At 44.1% G+C, this 19,444-nt stretch carries 18 protein-coding genes and 1 other RNA gene; 11 read left to right on the top strand and 8 right to left on the bottom strand.

Annotated elements, in window-relative coordinates:
* Positions 1-17 precede the first annotated feature (17 nt).
* The gene (locus KDN34_RS11030; RefSeq protein ID WP_228730318.1) at positions 18-383 is read right to left on the bottom strand and encodes a metal-dependent hydrolase; all 366 of its coding nucleotides are present in this window, start codon (positions 381-383) and stop codon (positions 18-20) included.
* 253 nt (positions 384-636) lie between these two features.
* Here KDN34_RS11030 and KDN34_RS11025 point away from each other — a divergent pair, with 253 nt between their 5' ends.
* The 3 genes from KDN34_RS11025 to KDN34_RS11015 all read left to right on the top strand — a co-directional run bounded on the left by KDN34_RS11025 (position 637) and on the right by KDN34_RS11015 (position 4,852).
* Positions 637-1,572 (top strand): WYL domain-containing protein, encoded by a 936-nt coding sequence (locus KDN34_RS11025; RefSeq protein ID WP_212593834.1) that lies wholly within the window; start codon positions 637-639, stop codon positions 1,570-1,572.
* Positions 1,573-1,938: 366 nt separating this feature from the next.
* A complete protein-coding gene (locus KDN34_RS11020) occupies positions 1,939-3,255 on the top strand; it encodes a coiled-coil domain-containing protein (protein ID WP_212593833.1) in 1,317 nt (438 codons plus the stop codon).
* Between the two features lie 475 nt (positions 3,256-3,730).
* A complete protein-coding gene (locus KDN34_RS11015; RefSeq protein ID WP_212593832.1) occupies positions 3,731-4,852 on the top strand; it encodes an ISAs1 family transposase in 1,122 nt (373 codons plus the stop codon).
* A gap of 12 nt (positions 4,853-4,864) precedes the next feature.
* Here KDN34_RS11015 and KDN34_RS11010 read toward each other — a convergent pair whose 3' ends face one another.
* The 6 genes from KDN34_RS11010 to smpB all read right to left on the bottom strand — a co-directional run bounded on the left by KDN34_RS11010 (position 4,865) and on the right by smpB (position 9,182).
* Positions 4,865-5,425, bottom strand: a complete 561-nt coding sequence (locus KDN34_RS11010) for a YagK/YfjJ domain-containing protein (RefSeq protein ID WP_212593831.1) — start codon at positions 5,423-5,425, stop codon at positions 4,865-4,867.
* Between the two features lie 243 nt (positions 5,426-5,668).
* A complete protein-coding gene (locus tag KDN34_RS11005) occupies positions 5,669-5,977 on the bottom strand; it encodes a helix-turn-helix transcriptional regulator (RefSeq protein WP_212593830.1) in 309 nt (102 codons plus the stop codon).
* Positions 5,978-6,076: 99 nt separating this feature from the next.
* Positions 6,077-6,829, bottom strand: a complete 753-nt coding sequence (locus KDN34_RS11000) for a hypothetical protein (protein WP_212593829.1) — start codon at positions 6,827-6,829, stop codon at positions 6,077-6,079.
* Complete coding sequence (locus tag KDN34_RS10995; protein ID WP_212593828.1) at positions 6,829-8,061, bottom strand: integrase domain-containing protein; 1,233 nt, start codon at positions 8,059-8,061, stop codon at positions 6,829-6,831. The genes KDN34_RS11000 and KDN34_RS10995 overlap by 1 nt, the downstream gene beginning before the upstream one ends.
* Before the next feature lie 177 nt (positions 8,062-8,238).
* Positions 8,239-8,593, bottom strand: a transfer-messenger RNA (tmRNA) gene (gene ssrA / locus KDN34_RS10990).
* 106 nt (positions 8,594-8,699) lie between these two features.
* Positions 8,700-9,182 carry an SsrA-binding protein SmpB gene (gene smpB / locus KDN34_RS10985; RefSeq protein ID WP_212593827.1) on the bottom strand — a complete coding sequence of 161 codons (483 nt, stop codon included), beginning with the start codon at positions 9,180-9,182 and terminating at the stop codon, positions 8,700-8,702.
* 200 nt (positions 9,183-9,382) lie between these two features.
* Between smpB and KDN34_RS10980 the strand changes: the two genes are divergently transcribed.
* Entirely contained in the window at positions 9,383-9,820 is a 438-nt protein-coding gene (locus KDN34_RS10980) for an SRPBCC family protein (RefSeq protein WP_212593826.1), read from the top strand.
* Positions 9,810-10,142, top strand: a complete 333-nt coding sequence (locus KDN34_RS10975; protein ID WP_212596621.1) for an RnfH family protein — start codon at positions 9,810-9,812, stop codon at positions 10,140-10,142. The genes KDN34_RS10980 and KDN34_RS10975 overlap by 11 nt, the downstream gene beginning before the upstream one ends.
* 42 nt (positions 10,143-10,184) lie before the next feature.
* Here KDN34_RS10975 and KDN34_RS10970 read toward each other — a convergent pair whose 3' ends face one another.
* Positions 10,185-10,700 (bottom strand): outer membrane protein assembly factor BamE, encoded by a 516-nt coding sequence (locus KDN34_RS10970; protein WP_212593825.1) that lies wholly within the window; start codon positions 10,698-10,700, stop codon positions 10,185-10,187.
* 283 nt (positions 10,701-10,983) lie between these two features.
* Here KDN34_RS10970 and KDN34_RS10965 point away from each other — a divergent pair, with 283 nt between their 5' ends.
* From KDN34_RS10965 to aceA, 6 genes are all read left to right on the top strand, one after another.
* On the top strand, positions 10,984-11,781 hold the full coding sequence (locus tag KDN34_RS10965) for an SAM-dependent methyltransferase (RefSeq protein ID WP_228730317.1): 798 nt from the start codon (positions 10,984-10,986) through the stop codon (positions 11,779-11,781).
* A 19-nt stretch (positions 11,782-11,800) separates the two neighbouring features.
* Positions 11,801-12,013 carry a hypothetical protein gene (locus KDN34_RS10960; protein ID WP_212593823.1) on the top strand — a complete coding sequence of 71 codons (213 nt, stop codon included), beginning with the start codon at positions 11,801-11,803 and terminating at the stop codon, positions 12,011-12,013.
* A 37-nt stretch (positions 12,014-12,050) separates the two neighbouring features.
* Positions 12,051-13,793: a GGDEF domain-containing protein gene (locus tag KDN34_RS10955; protein WP_212593822.1), complete on the top strand. Its 1,743-nt coding sequence runs from the start codon at positions 12,051-12,053 to the stop codon at positions 13,791-13,793.
* A gap of 227 nt (positions 13,794-14,020) precedes the next feature.
* On the top strand, positions 14,021-15,793 hold the full coding sequence (locus tag KDN34_RS10950; RefSeq protein ID WP_212593821.1) for a monovalent cation:proton antiporter-2 (CPA2) family protein: 1,773 nt from the start codon (positions 14,021-14,023) through the stop codon (positions 15,791-15,793).
* A gap of 577 nt (positions 15,794-16,370) precedes the next feature.
* A complete protein-coding gene (gene aceB, locus KDN34_RS10945) occupies positions 16,371-17,996 on the top strand; it encodes a malate synthase A (protein WP_212593820.1) in 1,626 nt (541 codons plus the stop codon).
* Between the two features lie 78 nt (positions 17,997-18,074).
* Positions 18,075-19,397 (top strand): isocitrate lyase, encoded by a 1,323-nt coding sequence (gene aceA / locus KDN34_RS10940; RefSeq protein WP_212593819.1) that lies wholly within the window; start codon positions 18,075-18,077, stop codon positions 19,395-19,397.
* Positions 19,398-19,444: the final 47 nt, after the last annotated feature.

The following is a 19,444-nucleotide window of genomic DNA, read 5'->3' as shown; positions in this document are numbered from 1 at the left end:
TTTACCTCTATCCTCAATCAAAATTTTCCGACCAAGGGAAGACCTTTTGGTGTAGACGCATCACATATCAAGTGACTAAGATAGGCCGCCCCACATATCAAAATTGCCCCCCTAATAAATTTTTCTAACGGTTCTTCAGGCGACCACCGATAAGCTTTTAGCAATCCAGCAGAAAGCAATGTAAGCATCGTTACGCTATGGAAAAACTGTCTATGATTGGGATGAAAAGCAGGTTCAATGATATCTGGCAGTTTACTGACAACGCCCCCTAAAACAGGAGCTATGAATAATGAATGACCAAGGGAGTACTGCTCTTTATCAACTAATGTGATAACAGTACTCATTGCAGAACCTATCATTATGTGAGTTTGTGCGTTAGGCATATTCGACCTCTAAATAAGTGGCGGCGTCCCCCTTACAAACGCAAGGGATACTTAGCGAATCGCGCGCAACACACCATATACAACATAAATCAAATGGTAAAACACAATATCTTGCGTTTGGTTGTTTTGTGACCGCTTGCACGTATAATAATTAGATCTGGTACTTTGATCAAGTGCTTGTGCATGATCTTTTTTTGGTACATGATTGAGATATGAAGTAACTATTCTGTATAGATGCGTGACGGAGACAGATATGGGTAATCAATACAGTTACTTAGAACTATTAGAACAAACTGAGAGTACATCCACAGCGGATCGCTTGGCTTACATAGATTTTTTATTAACCTTTAAGGGAAGTCTGAACCGAAGTGATTTGACAGAATTTTTCGGCATAAAATCAGCTTCAGCCTCTGCGGCGATAGCCGAATATAAGAAATATAGAAAAGACAATGTTTCTTATGTACATAAAGAAGGGAAAAACGTAATAAATCTCAGCACGTTTAGGCCGTTGCTCAAGTTCAGTTCTGAAAGCGCATTGAGCATGTTGGCTAACGGATTTAACAAAGGGAAAGTGGACAACAAAACATTTATACCCTACGAAAGGGTGGCGCTACTGCCGAAGAAACTAGATGTTGATATGGTTTCTAAAGTAACAAGAGCAATCAGTAACAGAACAGCTATTGAGTGCGAGTACTTTTCTAAGTCAAAAGGTGTTCAGATAAAAAGGTGCCTGTTTCCAACAGCTATTTTCTATGATGGTATATCTTGGATGTTTAGAGCATTTAGCTCTGGAAGCAAATTCAATGAGGATGGATTTAAGTCTTTCAATTTCTCTAGATTGAAAACTGCAAATGAAAATGCCGATAAGATAGCATCTCAAACACAGAGAATCGAAAGTGATAGAGAGTGGCACTTGTCGATACCTATTGTGCTGAAAGTGCACCCGTCACTAGAACAAAATCAGAAAGAGACTTTAATTTATGAGTTTGATATGGATACAGATTCGGAACAACTTACAATCAGCGTTAAGGCAGTCTTGTTTTACTATTTAGTAGAGCAATGGAAAATCGATACTCGTCAACTTAAAGATATTAATCACGAAAGACGATCTAACGAAAATTTTAACTTTATACTAATTAATCGTAGCTCTATAGAAGATTATGCTTGCATGGAAAATGTACTCAAATAGTTGAATTGTCACCGTCAGAGTAGCTGCTCTGTAGCATTACAAAAATTTGGTCAAGGATCATTACTCGAAAGCTGTCAGCGAAAGCCTCAGCAACAAGGAATGGGGCATTAATGTGCTACTTTCGGTAATACTTTGTTAGATTCACTTATGAATTTTGCGGTATATCTTGTAAATACCCAACATGATATTGATGAATCACCATTCTTATAAGCATACGTTACTTCTATCCAATTTATTTGTTTAGATAAAATTGTAACTACTTGACCAGGAATTAGGTCTATGACAGCGAAGGAGTATATGTGTCTTATACACCTTGGAAAAGGGGCTCAACTTTAAGGATTTTGTTGAAATGCAAACGGAGTGCAAATGAAAACATCGCCACAAGTCAAAATGACATATGCTAGGCACATCTCTAATAAGATCGTATCGATTAACGATGATTTTGTTGCGAGTGGCAAAGCTTGTGATTGCATATGTTTAGATTGCGGTAGTCAGCTCATTGCTAAAAAGAAGATTAATGGGGTTCGAGCATACCATTTTGCCCATCATCCAAATGACCAAAATGCTCTAAATTGTAGCTGGACCGGTGAAACAGAACTTCATTTTCGAGTTAAAGAATATCTTTTTAAAACAAAAGCCATAAAGCTACCTATTGGGTATCACGAACCTCAAGAAATACAGCTGTATTTTGAAGAAGTTATGTTGGAAGAACCATTAAGGCAAACCAAACGCATACCAGACGTTATTGGAATAACTCAAAGCGGTGAACGAATCATTTTTGAAGTCAGAGTCACACATGAAGTTGATGCTCAAAAAAGATACGACTATCGTCGCATGAACGTTACATCTATAGAAATCAGATTTGATGATGTGCACAGCTATTTAGGCGAAGAAAGCGTCATCTCTGATGAACTGATATCCAATCATTTGATGACAATGCCTTTTGAGTGGTTATCAATTGGCCCTTCAGGTGAAATCGCTGAGAAATATCATGCTCACGAACGCGAGCAATTAAAAAATGTTCTCAGAGAAACCGGCGAAGAATTAAAGCGCAAAAAATCTGTTCTAAAAGAGATAAATGAAACTATTGCTGGCAGGGAAACATTCCTCAGAAATTTTGAACGAGAGTACAGCTATAAAAATCAGGAAATCGAGAGGATTCAGCTGAACATCCTCAACCTGACAAGCCAGATACAAGCTTTAAAAATAGAAAAAGATGAAATTCTTCTAAAGAACCAACATTACGTAAATGAAAGAGTTGCCGAGTGTAGACATGAACTGTTCTTAGGCAACGAAGAATATCGAAAGCAAATATTTCTAGAGGAATTAAGTAAGCATGAAAATGAATTGAGCCTATTAGAAGAAAATCGTGACACATTGAAAGATGTGATAAACGCGTATGAGAAACAGGTTGCTAAGGTCAAATCTGAACTTGGTAACTATGAAGGAAAAATCAGTATTTATAAAGAAGAACAGCAACGATTAGATGAAGAAAAATTAAAATTAAGACAAGAAAAAATGGAGCAAGAAAAATTAATTGAAGTATCTCATCAAAACGCTAGGGTAATAACCGAAGTAAAACGTAATTTAGAACGGATTGAAAAAGAGGTTCGCCCCCTTTGTAAGCAATTCGGGATCCCTTGGCCTTTGTCGCATAATCTACTTGTTGAGTTGGAAAGATGATATCCTTAATGGCAAAGTCTGAGCCCTGTAGACATTCTGTGTCATTGCTAAAATTTGTTCAACGTTGCGATGCTAGAGTTAGCCTAGAGTTAAGCTGTTAACTCATTAAGGGGCAAATTATAGTTAGACAATCATGTATGATTTAGCCTCATCATAGCGGAATTCCAGAAGTTAACGTTCATTGATTTCACTGTATCACTCTGTTGTTAGCATCGGGCTGAAAGCCTTTTGGAAAGCCTTTTGGAAAGCCTTCGAATTTAGTGATTGAATTTTATATATGCATAGTCAGCTATGGCTGACATGTGCTAGCCATCTTGTTTGACTTTGGGTGTTAATCGCGAACAGCCAAATCTTTTAGTTTGAACTGGCAGGGCAAGATCACGAACATAATTTGAGCTATTAGACTGACATTCTCCCAAAGGGCTGGACGGTTCATACTGGCTGTGATCTTATACTCTCTTTTGTGGAGAGCCCTATGAACTCCGGTGCATTTCAACAGTTCTTTAGTACCTTAGAAGACCCTCGTCAGTCAGCCAAAGTCGAGCACCTATTCACTGATATTTTATTCCTCGTGGTTTGTGCCTCAATAGCTGGAGCACAAGGCTGGGAAGATATCGAAGATTTTGGCGATCTGCACTTTAACTGGTTTATCGAAAAAGGCCTGTTTAAGAATGGGTTACCTGTTCATGACACTATTGCTCGAGTCGTATCGAGAATAGATAGCGATCAGTTTCAGCATTGCTTTATCGACTGGATGAAGTCTGTTGTGGAGTTATCTGAAGGTCAGCTTATTGCGATAGATGGTAAACGGCTATGTGGTTCATATAATCGCCAGAATAGACTGTCAGCCATCCACATGGTAAATGCCTTCGCAACAGAAAATAATGTCGTGCTTGGGCAAGTTAAAACCGAAAGTAAGTCCAATGAAATTACCGCCATTCCCGCATTACTGGCGCTGTTGGATATTAAAGGTTGTCTGATATCGATAGATGCTATGGGATGTCAGACAGATATCGCTGAACAAATTATTGAGCGCGGTGGTGATTATTTGCTTGCCGTAAAAGGTAATCAAAAAGCGCTGCACGATGCCGTTCGTAAAGTTCTTTCCAGCGAGATTAACGAAGAAGTGCTTTGCTTAGAGAAGCAGCACGGACGTAACGAAGCCAGAGCCTATTGTGTTATGGACGCAGGCAGCTTAGCCGACGCCTTCCCAGAATGGAAAGGGCTTAAAAGTATCGGTGTTGCGCTGAGCTATCGTCGAACGAAAAGCGGTAATGAATCCCTTGAGTACCGTTATTACATCAGTTCAGCCAAACTGAGCAAGGCCCGTTTTGCCAATGCGGTACGCAGCCACTGGGCGGTTGAAAATAGCCTGCATTGGGTGCTGGACGCGTCGATGAAGGAAGACCAATGCCAAATATATAGAGGCAATGCGGCGGAGGTATTGTCCGGAGCAAGGAAGATAGCATTGAATATGCTCCAAGCGGAAACAACTCGAAAAATCAGTATTCCACGCAAACAGAAGCGTGCACACGGTAGCACTGATTATCTGGAGCAGGTACTAACAGCAGGTTTAAAGACGTTGGGTGATATTTAAGCATTCATGCTCTTACCCTGTTTGAACTGGTCGTTTATCTTTATCCTTTCCCTTGGCCAAATAGCTTACTCGATACAGCAACCGTCCCACTTGATTAGTATTTCCTCTGCTAATGTCGTAATAAAGGTTTTCTGGGTAATAGAGCATACCGCCCATATCGCTCCAGATATCGTTGCAAATTTTTGAAATATTTTCAGGGTAGTTAACTTTTTGGCCATTGAGCAGTAGCAAGATATGGTAGTGGGGGGCATCAACTTTCGCTTGCTCTCTAACCCATAGGTATTTCATGTCAATGCCTTTGTATTTTGAGCTAAGACGCTTATTCAGTCGCCTAAAAAAAACGGTCATTCGTTTATTATCTTCTACGTACTTTGGTTGGTGTAAATCATAGCGAATAGCCAGCATTCGGTAATGATAGCTTTGGTAGGCAAATACCAGATTGAACATCGCATCAAGTATGTCAAGATCACAACCGGATGGTAGGTTATTCACCTTCCATTCTTTTCCTTCGTAGCAGTAGAAATCAGCGTTTGACACAGCCATTCTTGATATTCCATATGCATCTTCCTCCATAAAGAGTTGGTTATTCTTAAGGAGATATTATTAATATCCCCCGCTAAATCTTATTTAGTGTTGTTGCCAGCCATAGGCGTCTTGCCGCTTTCCGACTAATTGCAGTTTCAAAATAGTGGGTAAAAAACCGTTTGAAATCGTTGTTAATGTGCGTAAATGTTCGATAGGATTTGATGGCGTTTATTTCACAGCATCCTGGGGTTTCCCTGTTGCCCCAAGATTGCTGTATGACGAAATACTTTTTTATTGTCTTAACGAAGCCCAAGCCTCCTTACGTTTTTTAATTAGTGTATTTACAACATCAGCTAACGCACTGTCTGACACCTCTGCTGCTAGTGCTGACAGAATGTATTGGATTTCATACTCGTACCAGCCTACAGCTCTGCCTGATAAACGAAATGGCTTTGGCAATAAGCCTTCGTTGATTCGTTCGTGTAGAGTGCTGTGGCTTATACCAAGCAAGTTTTTAACCTCAGGTTTGCGGACGACACGCATACTATTTTCTAACATGATATAATTCTCCACTGAATTTTTTAAAACGAAATAACTCATTAAAAGTCACTTCTGAATTACTTCGGAGTCATCATGCCAAATGCTCAGACTATGTCAGGTATAAAACTACAGTTAAAATTTGCTGTTTTATACTTGCGGCTATTCTGGAATTGTGGGCGGGGAGTCTAAGTACGTTTCTGTGCCATCTTCCTCGATATAGATATTCAAAGGAAAACATAGTCTTTTCCCTGACTTAAAATCTGATTTTCTTAGATTTATACACCATTGTTTCACGGCATCTGGACTTGCTGCTTTAGCGTGCTTGTTGTCAGAACTCATGAATAAGATCGCTAAAAAATTGAGGAATTTATTTCCTGTTATTGCAGTGTCTTCAGGATGTTTTTGGGACCAAATATTACGTAGGCCAGTGATTAAGCGTTCTTTCCCTGTCGTTTCTTTTATTTCCATAGTGATGTTATGAAATGATAACAACGTTGCGCTGTCACAATTTGTTAGATAACTGTCAATGCATTGCTCTAACATGGCAAATTCATCCTCTAGCTGATGTTGAGCGTCTATTGCATTAGGTTGCTGTTCGGCTTCTAGGAAAGGAAAACCTTCAGTAATCGATGGGCGTGGCGATTCGTGGAATTGTTTACATAAATGATTCAATTCCAACGTGAGAGAAGGGGTAGTTGCTGTGATCTCTGCCAATTTTTCCTTTATCTCAGCTATATGTGTTTTAATTTCGTCGATTTTTTGTCTGGCTTCATTAACCTCGTTTATTTCCCATGGATTAGACATTACCCAAGCACGTAGTCTGTCAATTTCGGGATCGCTAAAGCCGTATTTATGCAATGTTTGTCGATCATCAGGGAGAATGTTGGTTTTCCTTAGCAATAGTCTATTCATTACAGTATCTCCAACGATGTTGCCAAGCTGGCGTTAGATACCGAAGCTTGAACAATATGTTTGCTCCACCAATTCATCATTTCTCGTCGGCGTTCGAGATATGTCGCGCGGTTATATGCACTGCGCACCTGATTCCGATCAGTGTGTGCTAACGCGGCTTCGACGACATCAAAATCAAAACCCTGTTCATTTAATGTGGTACTGGCTAATGAACGTAACCCATGGGCTGTCGTTCGATCTTGTAATCCCATTCGTTTAAGAGCTGCATTAGCAGTTTGTTCATTGCAATGCTTCTTAGGATCTCTGTCAGCAGGGAATAGATATTCACGATTACCACTGATTTGCTTTAAGTTATTGAGAATCGATAGACTTTCATTTGAAAGAGGGATGATGTGTTCCTTCTTCATCTTCATACGTTCTGCGGGTATAACCCAAATTCGGTCATCAAAATTAATTTCATCCCAGCGTGCTGCAGCGGCTTCATTTGGCCTGGTCATTGTGTGTAGTTGCCATTCGATTAAAAAACGGGTGGTTCTTCGAATGCTGGCATATGCAAGTGATTGCATTAGCTCTGGTAATTCCGATGGAACCATAGCGGCCATGTGTTGCTTCTTGGGCTTCTTGAAGGCTGCTTTAATGCCAGAAAGTGGGTTCGCGTGGATCAAACCAGTGTTGACTGCATAGACCATAATTTCGTTGATCCGTTGCGATAGCCGTTTAACTGTTTCAAGAGAGCCTTTAGCTTCAATAGGGCGGAAAATACTGATCACCATGGGGGCTGTCACTTGACCAATAGGTGTGCTGCCTAGATAGGGGAGTATGTGTAGTTGGAGAGAACTCCAGGTTTTAGCAGCATGATCAGATGTGATGCTGTCGCGCTTTATTTCAAACCAATCACTGGCCACCTTTTCAAAGGTATTAACTTTGAGAGCCGCTTCAGCGGCGGCGGCTTGTTCTCTGTGAAGCTTAGGGTCTATGTTTTCCGCCAATAAGGCACGGGCATCAAGTACTAAAGCCCTAGCCTTGGCTAAAGAGATTGCGGGATAGCTACCTAGACTGAGGTTAGCGCGCTTTTTATTGGTGGGTCGCGTGTAGTTCAATAACCAGAGCTTTGAGCCGTTTGGCTTTATCCTCAAGCGTAAACCTAGCCCATCAAACAAGTTATATTCCTTGTCTTTAGGTTTTGCTGCTCGGATCTCCGTATCACTGAGTTGTTTAGTACTTCTTGCCATATTTGGTACACCAATCTGAGTGAATTTCGATCAGTGTAACTTGTATTGTATCTATCGCAAGCGGATGTTTTCGGATAACAATGAACGTTAAAAAATGAGTAAAGTCGTATAACTTATTGATTTTAGCTTATTTTAGGCAAGAAAAAAGACGTCCGTGGACGTCTTCGTTCTTTCAAGTGGTGGAGGCGGCGGGACTTGAACCCGCGTCCGGAACACCTACATTCAGGGCCCTACATGCTTAGTCTCTCTTTTATTTAACCGGTTAAACTCCGAAAGACAGGATTTCAAACGGTGAGTTTGGTACTGTTTCGCGGTTCACCCCCAAACAAGGTTCCCTCGCTAGCACGATGTAAGGTGACCATCAAATCCACTGCCCATGTGCGAGACCTGTGGTAGATGGCTAGCGGCATTAAGCGGCTAGAGCGTAGTTATCGTCGTTTGCAACTATAACTTTGCGGCTTTTAACGAGGCCAACCGCCCCTCGGCATGCTCCCGGAGTTTCGCGAATCCCGTCGAATCCAGAATCGCCCCCAAGATATTATCAATTGTAACCTTTATTGGGATTGTTCACCAAGTTTTCAAGGATAAGGCTACAACTGTTTGCTGGTTATTCGAGCAACTTACGGATAAACCATACATTATTTTTTCATCATTCGGGCTTTTTCAATAGCCCAGTCACGCTGTTTAATGTCTTCGCGTTTGTCATGGGCTTTCTTACCTTTACCCAGACCGATTTCCACTTTTACCCAGGCACCTTTGCGCCAATACATGGAGATGGGCACGATAGCGTAACCTTGCCGTTCTACTTGCCCTGCCAGTCTGTCGAGTTCTCGACGATTAAGTAACAGCTTACGTGGGCGTGTTGGGTCACAGATAACGTGAGTAGATGCAGTATTCAGCGGGGTGATCGTACAGTTGTGCAGGAAGGCTTCACCATTTTTCATCTGCACAAAGCTTTCTGACAGATTGATTTTTCCGGCACGGATTGCTTTTACTTCCCACCCCATAAGCGAAAGACCCGCTTCGATCTTTTCGTCGAAACGGAATTCAAAGGTGGCGCGTTTGTTGCGGGCGATGGTCGCCGGCTGTGCGCCTTTGCTTTTTGCGTTCTTCTTAGCCATAGGCCCGCTATTATACGCAGCCACTGCTAATTTGGAATTGGCCAAACGCATTATTTTAAAGCGATTCAAATACTCCGTTAGCTGTATGTGTATTTTTTATGCGGCAAGCTCCACATCATTTTTAGTAAAGGTGCGTTTTATCTCTGGCGTGTTAAAATCCAGGGCTGATTTTCTCGCCTATGCGGAGACTGAAAAAACGGATGTCGCACGTTTCTCGAAATATTCTGGTACGTTACAGCGCCCAGCAGATGTATGATTTGGTGAATGATGTTGAGTCATATAAGGAGTTTTTGCCGGGCTGTGTCGGTGGTAAGGTGCTGGAGTTTGATGGCAAAACTATGGTGGCTTCAGTGGATATCAGCAAGGCTGGGATCAGTAAAACATTTACCACTCGAAACCAGGTGGTTGCCGGTAAAAGCATTGAATTGCGTTTGGAAAATGGCCCTTTTAAGCACCTGTATGGTAGCTGGAAATTTACAGCACTGGCTGAAGATGCTTGTAAAGTGGAGTTCGAGTTGGAGTTCGAGTTTTCCAACAGCATCGTGGGCATGGCATTTGGCCGGGTGTTTAGAGAGTTGGTTGCATCGATGGTGACGGCTTTTACTTCCAGAGCGAAGGAGGTGTATGGTGGCAAATGACGCTGCATTTACCGTTGAGGTAATTTATGCATTGCCTGATCAGCAGAAAGTCATTGCTGTGTCGGTACTTCCAGGTACAACCTTTTTAGATGCGGTTAACAAAAGCCGCATTTGCGAGTTTTTTCCTGAGATAGATTTGGCAAATATTAAACTGGGATGTTTTAGTCATCAGATGAAGCCTGATGATGAGCTGCAGCCAGGGCAGCGAGTGGAAATATATCGGCCACTGATTGCAGATCCAAAAGATGTCCGGCGCAAAAGAGCTGAAAAGGCCAAAGAAGAAGGTCGTATTAACAAGACCACCGGTGCGAAAATCAGCTAAGTGTAAAAAAAGCGCCTAATGGCGCTTTTTTTTACTCAAACATTACTCCCGATTATTCGGCGTACTTTGTTCGGTTTTTGTCTCATTAGTTTTAGCAGGATTATTTTCTTCCACTAATGGCTTCGCTTCTGGTCGCTGAGCCGGGACCTGTGGCAGCATATCTGGGCTGTGGTTTTCGAGCAGCGTTGTTTCATCCAAAGGTGTATTGAAGTCTTTACTTATCTCGTAATCGCCGGTTACTGAGGCCAGCTTGTCACCGTTGAAATGGGCGATGAGTTCTTTATGTACCACGCTGGCGTCGCGACCGCTTTTGTAATGGTAGACATAATACCAAGTGTTATCAGCAAAGCTGTCACGCAATACCGGACGACCAAGAACATACTCAACCTGAGCTTTGGTCATATCGACACGCAATTTTTCAACCTGTTGTGGTTCCATGTAGTTACCCTGTGGAATATCGGGCTTGTACACTAACCAGTCCATTACGCTGCAGGCGTTGAGTGATAATGAGAGCGCAACCGCGCCTAAAAGGGTAAGACTTTGGTTTTTAATCGACATCTGGATTGCTGCTTCCTGAAAAACTGCGGGCCATAATAACCAAGCCCCAATATTAAACACAAGGATTATCGTTGTTCTGTCGCAAGTTGGACAGATGGATTTTGTATTAGTTCTATTGTGATCATTTTTTACAAGTCAGTGACTTGTTGAATGAAGATTCTCTTACAAATCTTTGTAAGTGTTATGGCTATCCCTATCTATTATTGCAAACGCCTGCAATAGTCACCAGAATGGTGAAAATCTTGTAAAAATGCCAGAAAGACAAGGAAATGTTAAAACGTTGATGAAAAAGGGAAGTCTAGTTTGCGTGGGCACTGGTCTGCAATTGGCTGGGCAGGTGACCGTTATTGGGAAAAGCTATATTGAAGGCGCTCAGCAGGTGTTTTCATTAATGCCCGATGCCTATGGGCAACGCTGGTTAGAAAGTCTAAACCCCAATATTACAGATCTACAGCAGTTCTATGCCAAAAAGGGTGAAATTAAAAACCGCCGTATCACCTATGAACAGATGACAGACGCGATAATGTCTTCCGTTCGTGCCGGGGAAAGGGTGGTGGGAGTATTTTATGGGCATCCGGGGGTGTTTGCTTGTGTTCCTCATATGGCCATCAGTCGGGCAAAAAATGAGGGGTATAGTGCCTCAATGGAACCGGGTATATCTGCAGAAGATTGTTTATGGGCAGATTTAGGCATTGACCCAGGAAATTATGGCTGTCAAAGTCTTGAAGCAAGTCAGCTTATGTTTTTTGAACATCATCTGGACAATTCCGGTTATGTTTTACTGTGGCAAATCGCACTAGCGGGTGAACACACACTTACCGGTTTTGCGACAACCCAAGCGCGGCTTAAGGTATTGGTCGATTTGTTAAGGCAATGGTATCCCGATGACCATCAAGTTTGTTTATATGAAGCGACTAACTTGCCGATTGGAAATTGCCGAGCCGAATGGATTGATTTAAAGGATTTGCCCGAAGCATCACTCAATGCCATTACCACACTGGTTATCCCGCCATCGCGGGCATTGCAGTATAATCTCCGGGTTCTTAAGCAGTTGGGGTTAACGCCGAAAGATTTAGGTTAGTCACACATAAGGAGGTGTTATGGAAGCGCTACAGAGTTTTTTAACGAAGATGGGTGAAGACGCGTGTTTTCGTCAAGCGTATTATGCGAACCCCAATGCGGTGTTGGCTCAAAGTGGCCTCCAGGGTATCTATGCGGACGCAGTGATGAATCAAGATAGTTCAGCATTAAAGGCTTTAGTCGGTGATGATACGATCCCGTTTCTGTTAGTGAATCATGGTAATAAACTATAGACCGCGATTAGGTTTAGTTTTCTGTCTTTTACTGCTCATGGGGGGCGGTAGGCTGTCGGCCGCCCCGATCGATAACATCGATATCGAGCTCGGAAAATTAGAGCAGATACAAAAAACTGACGTCACTGCTGCACAAAAGCAAATTGATTTATTGACGCCGCGTATTGGCTCCTTTACCTCAGAACAAGCCACTCGATTATTAATTTCCTCCGCCATCAGCAAGATTTTCAGCGGTAAGTTTGATGATGCACTGGCATATCTTGATAAAGCAGAAGCCAAGATAAGTGCTCCCCGATATTTAAGTCAGATATACAATTATCGTGCTGTTTGTCTCATTGGCTTGCGGCGGTATCGGGATGCGTTGATCGTGATGGGGCGCAATTTAGCATTACTTGAAAAAGTCGACGATCCGGTTGAAAAACGTGATTCCTATTTCCGCATTGCAAATTTGTATGATGAGTTAGGCGCATACGATGAAATGGGGTTGTATGCTTCTCGCATTTTGGACCTCGCTGAAGAGCAAAAAGATACCAAGGCACGTTGTTATGGGATCTTTTTACTGGCGATGTCTCAAAGCGGAAGGGGCTTGTTGAAGCAAGCTAATGAGAGCTTACAGGAGGGACTGGGCTACTGCACCCAACACGGCTACTCATTAATTGTCCCCATGATTAACAAAGGTCTCGCTGATACCGCCAGTATGCTCGGCGACAATCATACTGCCCAAAAATATTTCCGCATTTCATTGGCGCAGTATCAAAAGTTTAATTTCGCGACTGAAATTATCAGTACCAGTGCTTTATTGGCGAAGGTTGATTTAGCGCTCGGAGATAAAAAGGAAGCGGAATTCATGGCGCTCAACGTGCTGGAAGCTAAAGACGACAGCAGTAATATGGAAGCCAGAAGTGAAGCGCTAAAGGTGCTCGCGGACGTGGCGGCTGGCAAGTCGGAGTTTGAAAAGGCATTCGCATATCAGCAACAATATCTGGATATCAGCGGCAAGTTGTTTGACGAAAATCGCGTAAAAGCGTTGGCCTATCAAGCTGCTCACTTCAGTGCTAATGAACGAGAACAAGAACTTAAGTTATTAAATAAAGAACGTGAACTGCTGCTTACTCGTGAAATGCTACGGGAAAAGGAGCACAACAATATGGTCATGTTCGTGAGTTTACTTAGCGTTGTCATGGTCATGTTGGCTGGTTTTGCCTATTGGGGCTGGCAACAGAAACAGCGTTATATGAGGCTGTCACGTCACGACCTTCTGACGGGGATATATAACCGAGCTGCAGCTCAATCCATGGGCGATATCAGTTTTGTTCAGGCAATGAGTCAGAACCGGGATTTCAGTGTTCTGGTGTTAGCACTGGATAATTTCAAAGTGATAAACGACAGTTTTGGCTTTGGTACCGGTGATTGGATGCTCTGTCGGATTGCGGAAACTTTGTCACCATTACTGCCTCGGAAATCTATTTTTGCACGTAACGGTGGGCAGCAGTTTCTTGTGATTTTGCCTGATGCCACTGCAAAAGATGCGCTATCCCTGGCCGACAAACTCCGTCTGGCAATTGCCGACATCTCCAGCAATCGCAGTGGTCATCAATTTACTGCAACTGCGAGTGTCGGCGTCAGTTGCCGAACTGAAGATGACCTCAGTTTGGAGCCGTTGATTAACCGTGCCCACCACGCGATGAACGTTGCCAAAGACACTGGAGGTAACACCGTTGGTGGCGCCCCAGAAACCCAACCTGACTTGCTGAATATGACCGAGGCGTTCAGTAACTGAACCAAATGCATTAAACCTTAATTAAGCATTTATTATCCGCTGGCAATGCGCTTATACTGAAGCTCTCCAAAGGCCTTTACTGAAATTGCAGCTTTGGCCACGTTAATCACATATCTTAGTGCTCGTCACCTGGTGCCAAATATTTCTGTATTTGCGTGCGACCTGTTGTTAGCGATTGCTGTTGATCCGCTGTCTCACCCCATACTTTGCTGTCATAAGGAATCCTGATGGAACAGGACAACATATTAATCTCGACCCTACTTTTTCTGTTAGCGGGTGTTGTATTAGTACCGCTTGGCAAGCGTTTTGGGGTCGGCCCCATTTTGTCTTATCTGGCCGCAGGCGTGATCTTAGGCCCCGCAGGCATTGGCGTGGTGTCTGAGCCACAGTCAGTGTTACATTTCGCTGAATTTGGGGTGGTGTTAATGCTGTTTATGATGGGGTTACAGCTTAGCCCGGGAAAACTGTGGGAACTTCGCAGCGCCATTTTTGGCCTTGGCAGTGGACAGTTATTATTGTCCTGGGCCGCAGTCGCTATTTTTTCCGCATATGTAGGGCTTTCATGGCCTGCAGCGATTATCATCGGCGCGGCATTATCTTTGTCCTCGACAGCATTCGCAGTACAACTGATGACCGATCAGCGCTTACTGACCACGCCTGTTGGTCGTGATGCGTTTGGCGTCCTGTTGATGCAGGATTTGGCTGTTATTCCCATGTTGCTGCTGACAGCATACCTTGCCCCCAATGCTGCTGATGCCGGACATCGTGCCGTACCTTGGTATTGGACCTGTGTTGCACTATTAGGTTTTCTGCTTATGGGCAAGTACTTATTGCCTCGGTTGCTGCAACTGGTTGCTGCGAGCGGTGTTCGCGAAGTGCTGACTGCTTTTTCATTGTTATTGGTGATGGGAAGTGCTGCCTTGATGGCGTGGCTAGGTTTGTCATCGGGCATGGGCGCATTCCTTGCGGGGGTTCTGCTGGCCAACTCCAGTTATCGCCATCAGCTGGAAACCGATATAGATCCATTTAAAGGATTGCTCTTGGGACTGTTCTTTATGGCGGTCGGCATGAGTATGGATCTCAGCCTACTGCTAAAAGAACCGTTGTTGTTGTTAGGTATATTGCTGGCAATGCTGGCGATTAAGACATTAGTGTTGGTTCTACTTGGCAAGCTGCGTCGCCATGCTTGGCGCAGTAGCGTGGCATTAGGTTTGATTCTTGCTGAAGGTGGTGAATTTGCATTTGTGTTGTTATCTCAAGCGCATCTGTCAGGACTATTATCCCAGGAGTTAAGCCAGGCCCTGGTATTGGTGATCGGGCTGTCGATGGCGGTGACTCCCTACTTGCTCCGTGCGTTTCGTGCCACGGGCAAGCCTGCCGAAGATCATAATCGCTTGGCGGATGTTATTGATCCTGGTGAAAGTGAAGTCGTCATCGCCGGATTTGGCCGAATGGGGCAAATTACCGGCCGTATATTGGCATCCACAGGCATCCCGTTTGTGGCATTAGATAAAGATGCACGTCATGTGGATGTGGTAAGGCAATTCGGCAGTGAGGTGTATTTTGGTGACGCTAAAAGATTGGATATGCTGCTTTCTGCCGGACTCACCAAAGCCAGAGTAATACTGATCACTGTTGATTCAGTCGATGATTCGCTAGAGATAGTCAATCAAGTACAGACTCATTTCCCGCATGTCACTATTGTGGCTCGTGCCCGTGACCGTAACCATGCCTATCGATTGATGAATATGGGTGTGACTCGGGTATTTCGTGAAACCTTTGGCTCTGCGCTAAGTGCCAGTGAGAGTGTGCTACAAACTCTGGGTATGTCCCAGGTTCAAGCCTCTGAACGGGTACGTATATTTGCGGAGCATGATAAAGCGCAAGTCGTTGCCGGTGCAGAACATAAGGATGATTTGAAAGCGTTGATCCGCATATCCAATGAAGGTAAAGCGGAATTAGAGTCCCTGATGCGTGCTGACCGTGATAAGGGGATTTAAGGATCTCGGTGCTTTTTAACGATTTTTATAAAAAATTTTTGTACTTACCAAATTCGTCAACTTTGTTGACGATCTAATCACAGTATTCACGGCATAACTCTTTTGCATTAACCTGATCAAGTTGACGTCAACGTCAATTTAAAACGTTTGTTTTAATGCCGTAGTCGCTGAATTTAATATAACATAATGTTTTCAATATGATTTTATGCCTTCCTTAGTGGTCAATTTATGACGGCATCTTTTCATTAAACTCTTCGATATCGGTAATTTAAGCGTAAATTATAAATTACTATTGTAATTTAATTACGTTATATATAACAAATAACTAAAACTGGTAAAGAAGTCTGACAAATTTCACCATCTTTTTTGCATTACATAAATAATTAAAAATAAAACCATATAAAACAATATTATCAATGCCTTTTCTTATTTTGGTCATACCAATTTTTTTGATGGATATCATATTTATCTATGACTTTTTGGCTATTGCATTGTCTATTTTTTATCGCTAGGTTTTGGTCTTAAAAGAACATATGAAAGTTTTATAGCTGAGATTTTTCAAACCTGGAGGCTGCCAATGCAACAGACTGCTGAACGCCCATCCACTGCTGCGAGTAGTAGCTTGGAGATTAAAGCAAACCCTATTACTGGTCAGGAACGGGTATTAACCGAAGGAGCATGTGCATTACTACAGGCACTTTGTCAGGAATTTGCTGCGGAAGTTGATACTTTGCTGGCGCGGCGAAAGCAGCGTCAGCAAAGTATCGACGCTGGTGCGTTGCCGGACTTTTTACCGGATACACAATCGATAAGAGATAGTGACTGGAAAATTAGAGGCATCCCGAAAGATCTGCTCGACCGGCGCGTGGAAATTACCGGTCCGGTCGACCGCAAGATGATCATTAATGCGTTAAATGCCGGCGTAAAAGTCTTCATGGCGGACTTTGAAGATTCGTTGGCCCCAAGTTGGGAAAAACTTATTCAGGGGCAGGTGAATCTTCAGGATGCGGTACGCGGAGAGATCGAATATACCGCACCGGAAACCGGTAAGCATTATCAGTTATGTGATGATCCTGCGGTGCTGGTGGCACGTGTAAGAGGACTTCATCTTCCGGAAGAACATCTGTTGTTTAATGGTAAACCAATCCCCGGTTGTCTGTTTGACTTCAGCATGTACTTCTTCCACAACTACCGTCAGCTGTTGGCAAAGGGCAGTGGTCCATACTTCTATATCCCCAAGCTGGAAAGTCACCTGGAAGCGCGTTGGTGGGCCAAGGTGTTTGCTTTTGTAGAAGAGCGTTTGTGTCTGCAGCCGGGCACGATCAAATGCACCTGTTTGATTGAAACTTTACCAGCAGTGTTTGAGATGGATGAAATTCTCTATGAACTTCGCTCTAACATTGTCGCTCTGAACTGCGGTCGTTGGGACTATATCTTCAGCTATATCAAAACACTTAAAAATCATGCCGATCGCGTGTTGCCAGATCGGCAACAGGTGGGGATGGATAAACCATTTCTCAGCGCCTATTCCCGATTATTGATCAAAACCTGCCATAAGCGTGGGGCACTGGCAATGGGCGGAATGGCTGCCTTTATTCCGGCAAAAGATCCTGAGGTCAACGCTAAAGTATTGGAACGAGTACGTGCCGATAAGGAATTGGAAGCGCGCAACGGCCATGACGGTACCTGGATTGCTCATCCTGGCTTAGCGCAGATTGCACTGGAAATTTTTGATGATTACATCGGCAAGGAAAGACCCAACCAGCTGCATATCACCCGTGATGTTGACGCTCCGATACTCGCGGCAGAATTGTTGGCACCTTGTGATGGGAGTCGCACTGAAGAGGGGATGCGTCTGAACATTCGTATTGCATTGCAGTACATCGAAGCCTGGATCGGTGGCAATGGTTGTGTACCTATCTATGGTCTGATGGAAGATGCCGCTACCGCAGAAATTAGCCGCACGTCCATTTGGCAATGGATCCGTCACGGTAAGTCGTTGAGCAATGGCAAACTGGTGACCAAAGAGTTGTTCTGCAACATGCTCACAGAAGAGCTGGCCGCTGTGAAAAAAGAAGTCGGAGAACAGCGCTTTACCCACGGCCGTTTTATCCAGGCGGCTTCCTTGTTGGAAGAAATCACCACTGCTGATGAGTTGGTGGATTTCTTAACACTACCGGGTTACCGGTTACTAACAGCATAACCTGTATCAATTGACTGGGCTCAGCCCGTAACTTCAAACATCGGTTGGGGCCGATGCAAACTTGTGAGGAGTGTAAAGATGACTGAGGCAAGCCAAATGAATCGTCAAGCGCAAATTGATGCCTTGAAGCAGGATTGGGCCAAGAATCCACGTTGGAAAGGCGTATGCAGACCTTATACCGCAGAGGAAGTGGTGGCATTACGTGGTTCAGTCGTGCCAGAAAATACCATGGCTAAAATGGGGGCCGCGAAGCTCTGGTCGCTGGTGAATGGCAGTGCCCGAAAAGGGTACGTCAACTCCCTTGGGGCTTTGACTGGGGGGCAGGCCGTACAGCAGGCTAAGGCAGGAATTGAAGCCATTTATCTGTCAGGATGGCAGGTAGCGGCAGATGCTAACCTCGCAAGCACTATGTATCCTGACCAGTCTCTGTATCCAGCAAACTCGGTACCTGCGGTTGTCTCCAGGATCAATAATGCGTTTCGCCGGGCAGATCAGATCCAGTGGAGTCAAGGGGGCAATCCTGGTGAACAAGGATTTACCGATTATTTTTTACCGATTATAGCCGATGCTGAAGCCGGTTTCGGTGGCGTGCTCAACGCCTATGAACTGATGAAGTCGATGATTGAAGCAGGGGCTGCCGGGGTCCATTTTGAGGACCAGCTTGCTTCAGTTAAAAAATGCGGTCATATGGGCGGTAAGGTGTTGGTGCCGACGCAGGAAGCGGTACAGAAGCTGGTGGCGGCAAGACTGGCCGCAGATGTGGCGGGAGTGGAAACCTTAGTCATTGCCCGTACAGATGCCAATGCGGCGGATCTGCTGACCTCTGATTGTGATCCATATGATAGTGACTTTATCACTGGTGAGCGTACCTCCGAAGGGTTTTACCGGGTGCGCGCGGGACTTGAGCAGGCGATTGCTCGCGGTTTGGCATATTGCCCTTACGCTGACTTGGTATGGTGTGAAACGGCGAAGCCAGATCTTGAGGAGGCGCGTCGCTTTGCTGAGGCAATTCATGCCAAGTTCCCCGGCAAGCTGTTAGCCTACAACTGCTCACCGTCCTTTAACTGGAAGAAAAACTTGGATGATGCCACCATCGCACGTTTCCAGCAGGCCTTGTCGGATATGGGCTATAAATATCAGTTCATTACGTTGGCGGGGATCCATAATATGTGGTTCAACATGTTCGATCTGGCATACGAATATGCCCGTGGCGAAGGTATGAAACACTACGTGGAAAAAGTTCAACAGCCTGAATTTGCCGCCGCTGAAAAAGGCTACACCTTTGTGGCACATCAACAGGAAGTGGGTACCGGTTACTTTGATAAAGTCACCAATGTTATCCAGGGCGGTAGCTCTTCGGTAACGGCGCTCACGGGATCAACAGAGGAAGCGCAGTTCTGAGTCCTTTATCGTGTATGCCGAGCGGCGCTTTTGCGCCGCTTTTTTGT

This window comes from Shewanella yunxiaonensis (assembly GCF_018223345.1).
Taxonomy (GTDB): Bacteria; Pseudomonadota; Gammaproteobacteria; order Enterobacterales; family Shewanellaceae; genus Shewanella; species Shewanella yunxiaonensis.
The sequence above is the reverse complement of the archived record's forward strand: the minus strand, read 5'-3'. Positions and strand labels throughout refer to the sequence as shown.

Coding starts and splice junctions, on each gene's coding strand:
- KDN34_RS11030 (WP_228730318.1), bottom strand. CDS start 383: ATGCCTAACGCACAAACTCACATAATGATAGGTTCTGCAATGAGTACT.
- KDN34_RS11025 (WP_212593834.1), top strand. CDS start 637: ATGGGTAATCAATACAGTTACTTAGAACTATTAGAACAAACTGAGAGT.
- KDN34_RS11020 (WP_212593833.1), top strand. CDS start 1,939: ATGAAAACATCGCCACAAGTCAAAATGACATATGCTAGGCACATCTCT.
- KDN34_RS11015 (WP_212593832.1), top strand. CDS start 3,731: ATGAACTCCGGTGCATTTCAACAGTTCTTTAGTACCTTAGAAGACCCT.
- KDN34_RS11010 (WP_212593831.1), bottom strand. CDS start 5,425: ATGGAGGAAGATGCATATGGAATATCAAGAATGGCTGTGTCAAACGCT.
- KDN34_RS11005 (WP_212593830.1), bottom strand. CDS start 5,977: ATGAGTTATTTCGTTTTAAAAAATTCAGTGGAGAATTATATCATGTTA.
- KDN34_RS11000 (WP_212593829.1), bottom strand. CDS start 6,829: ATGAATAGACTATTGCTAAGGAAAACCAACATTCTCCCTGATGATCGA.
- KDN34_RS10995 (WP_212593828.1), bottom strand. CDS start 8,061: ATGGCAAGAAGTACTAAACAACTCAGTGATACGGAGATCCGAGCAGCA.
- smpB (WP_212593827.1), bottom strand. CDS start 9,182: ATGGCTAAGAAGAACGCAAAAAGCAAAGGCGCACAGCCGGCGACCATC.
- KDN34_RS10980 (WP_212593826.1), top strand. CDS start 9,383: ATGTCGCACGTTTCTCGAAATATTCTGGTACGTTACAGCGCCCAGCAG.
- KDN34_RS10970 (WP_212593825.1), bottom strand. CDS start 10,700: ATGTCGATTAAAAACCAAAGTCTTACCCTTTTAGGCGCGGTTGCGCTC.
- KDN34_RS10965 (WP_228730317.1), top strand. CDS start 10,984: ATGAAAAAGGGAAGTCTAGTTTGCGTGGGCACTGGTCTGCAATTGGCT.
- KDN34_RS10960 (WP_212593823.1), top strand. CDS start 11,801: ATGGAAGCGCTACAGAGTTTTTTAACGAAGATGGGTGAAGACGCGTGT.
- KDN34_RS10955 (WP_212593822.1), top strand. CDS start 12,051: ATGGGGGGCGGTAGGCTGTCGGCCGCCCCGATCGATAACATCGATATC.
- KDN34_RS10950 (WP_212593821.1), top strand. CDS start 14,021: ATGGAACAGGACAACATATTAATCTCGACCCTACTTTTTCTGTTAGCG.
- aceB (WP_212593820.1), top strand. CDS start 16,371: ATGCAACAGACTGCTGAACGCCCATCCACTGCTGCGAGTAGTAGCTTG.
- aceA (WP_212593819.1), top strand. CDS start 18,075: ATGACTGAGGCAAGCCAAATGAATCGTCAAGCGCAAATTGATGCCTTG.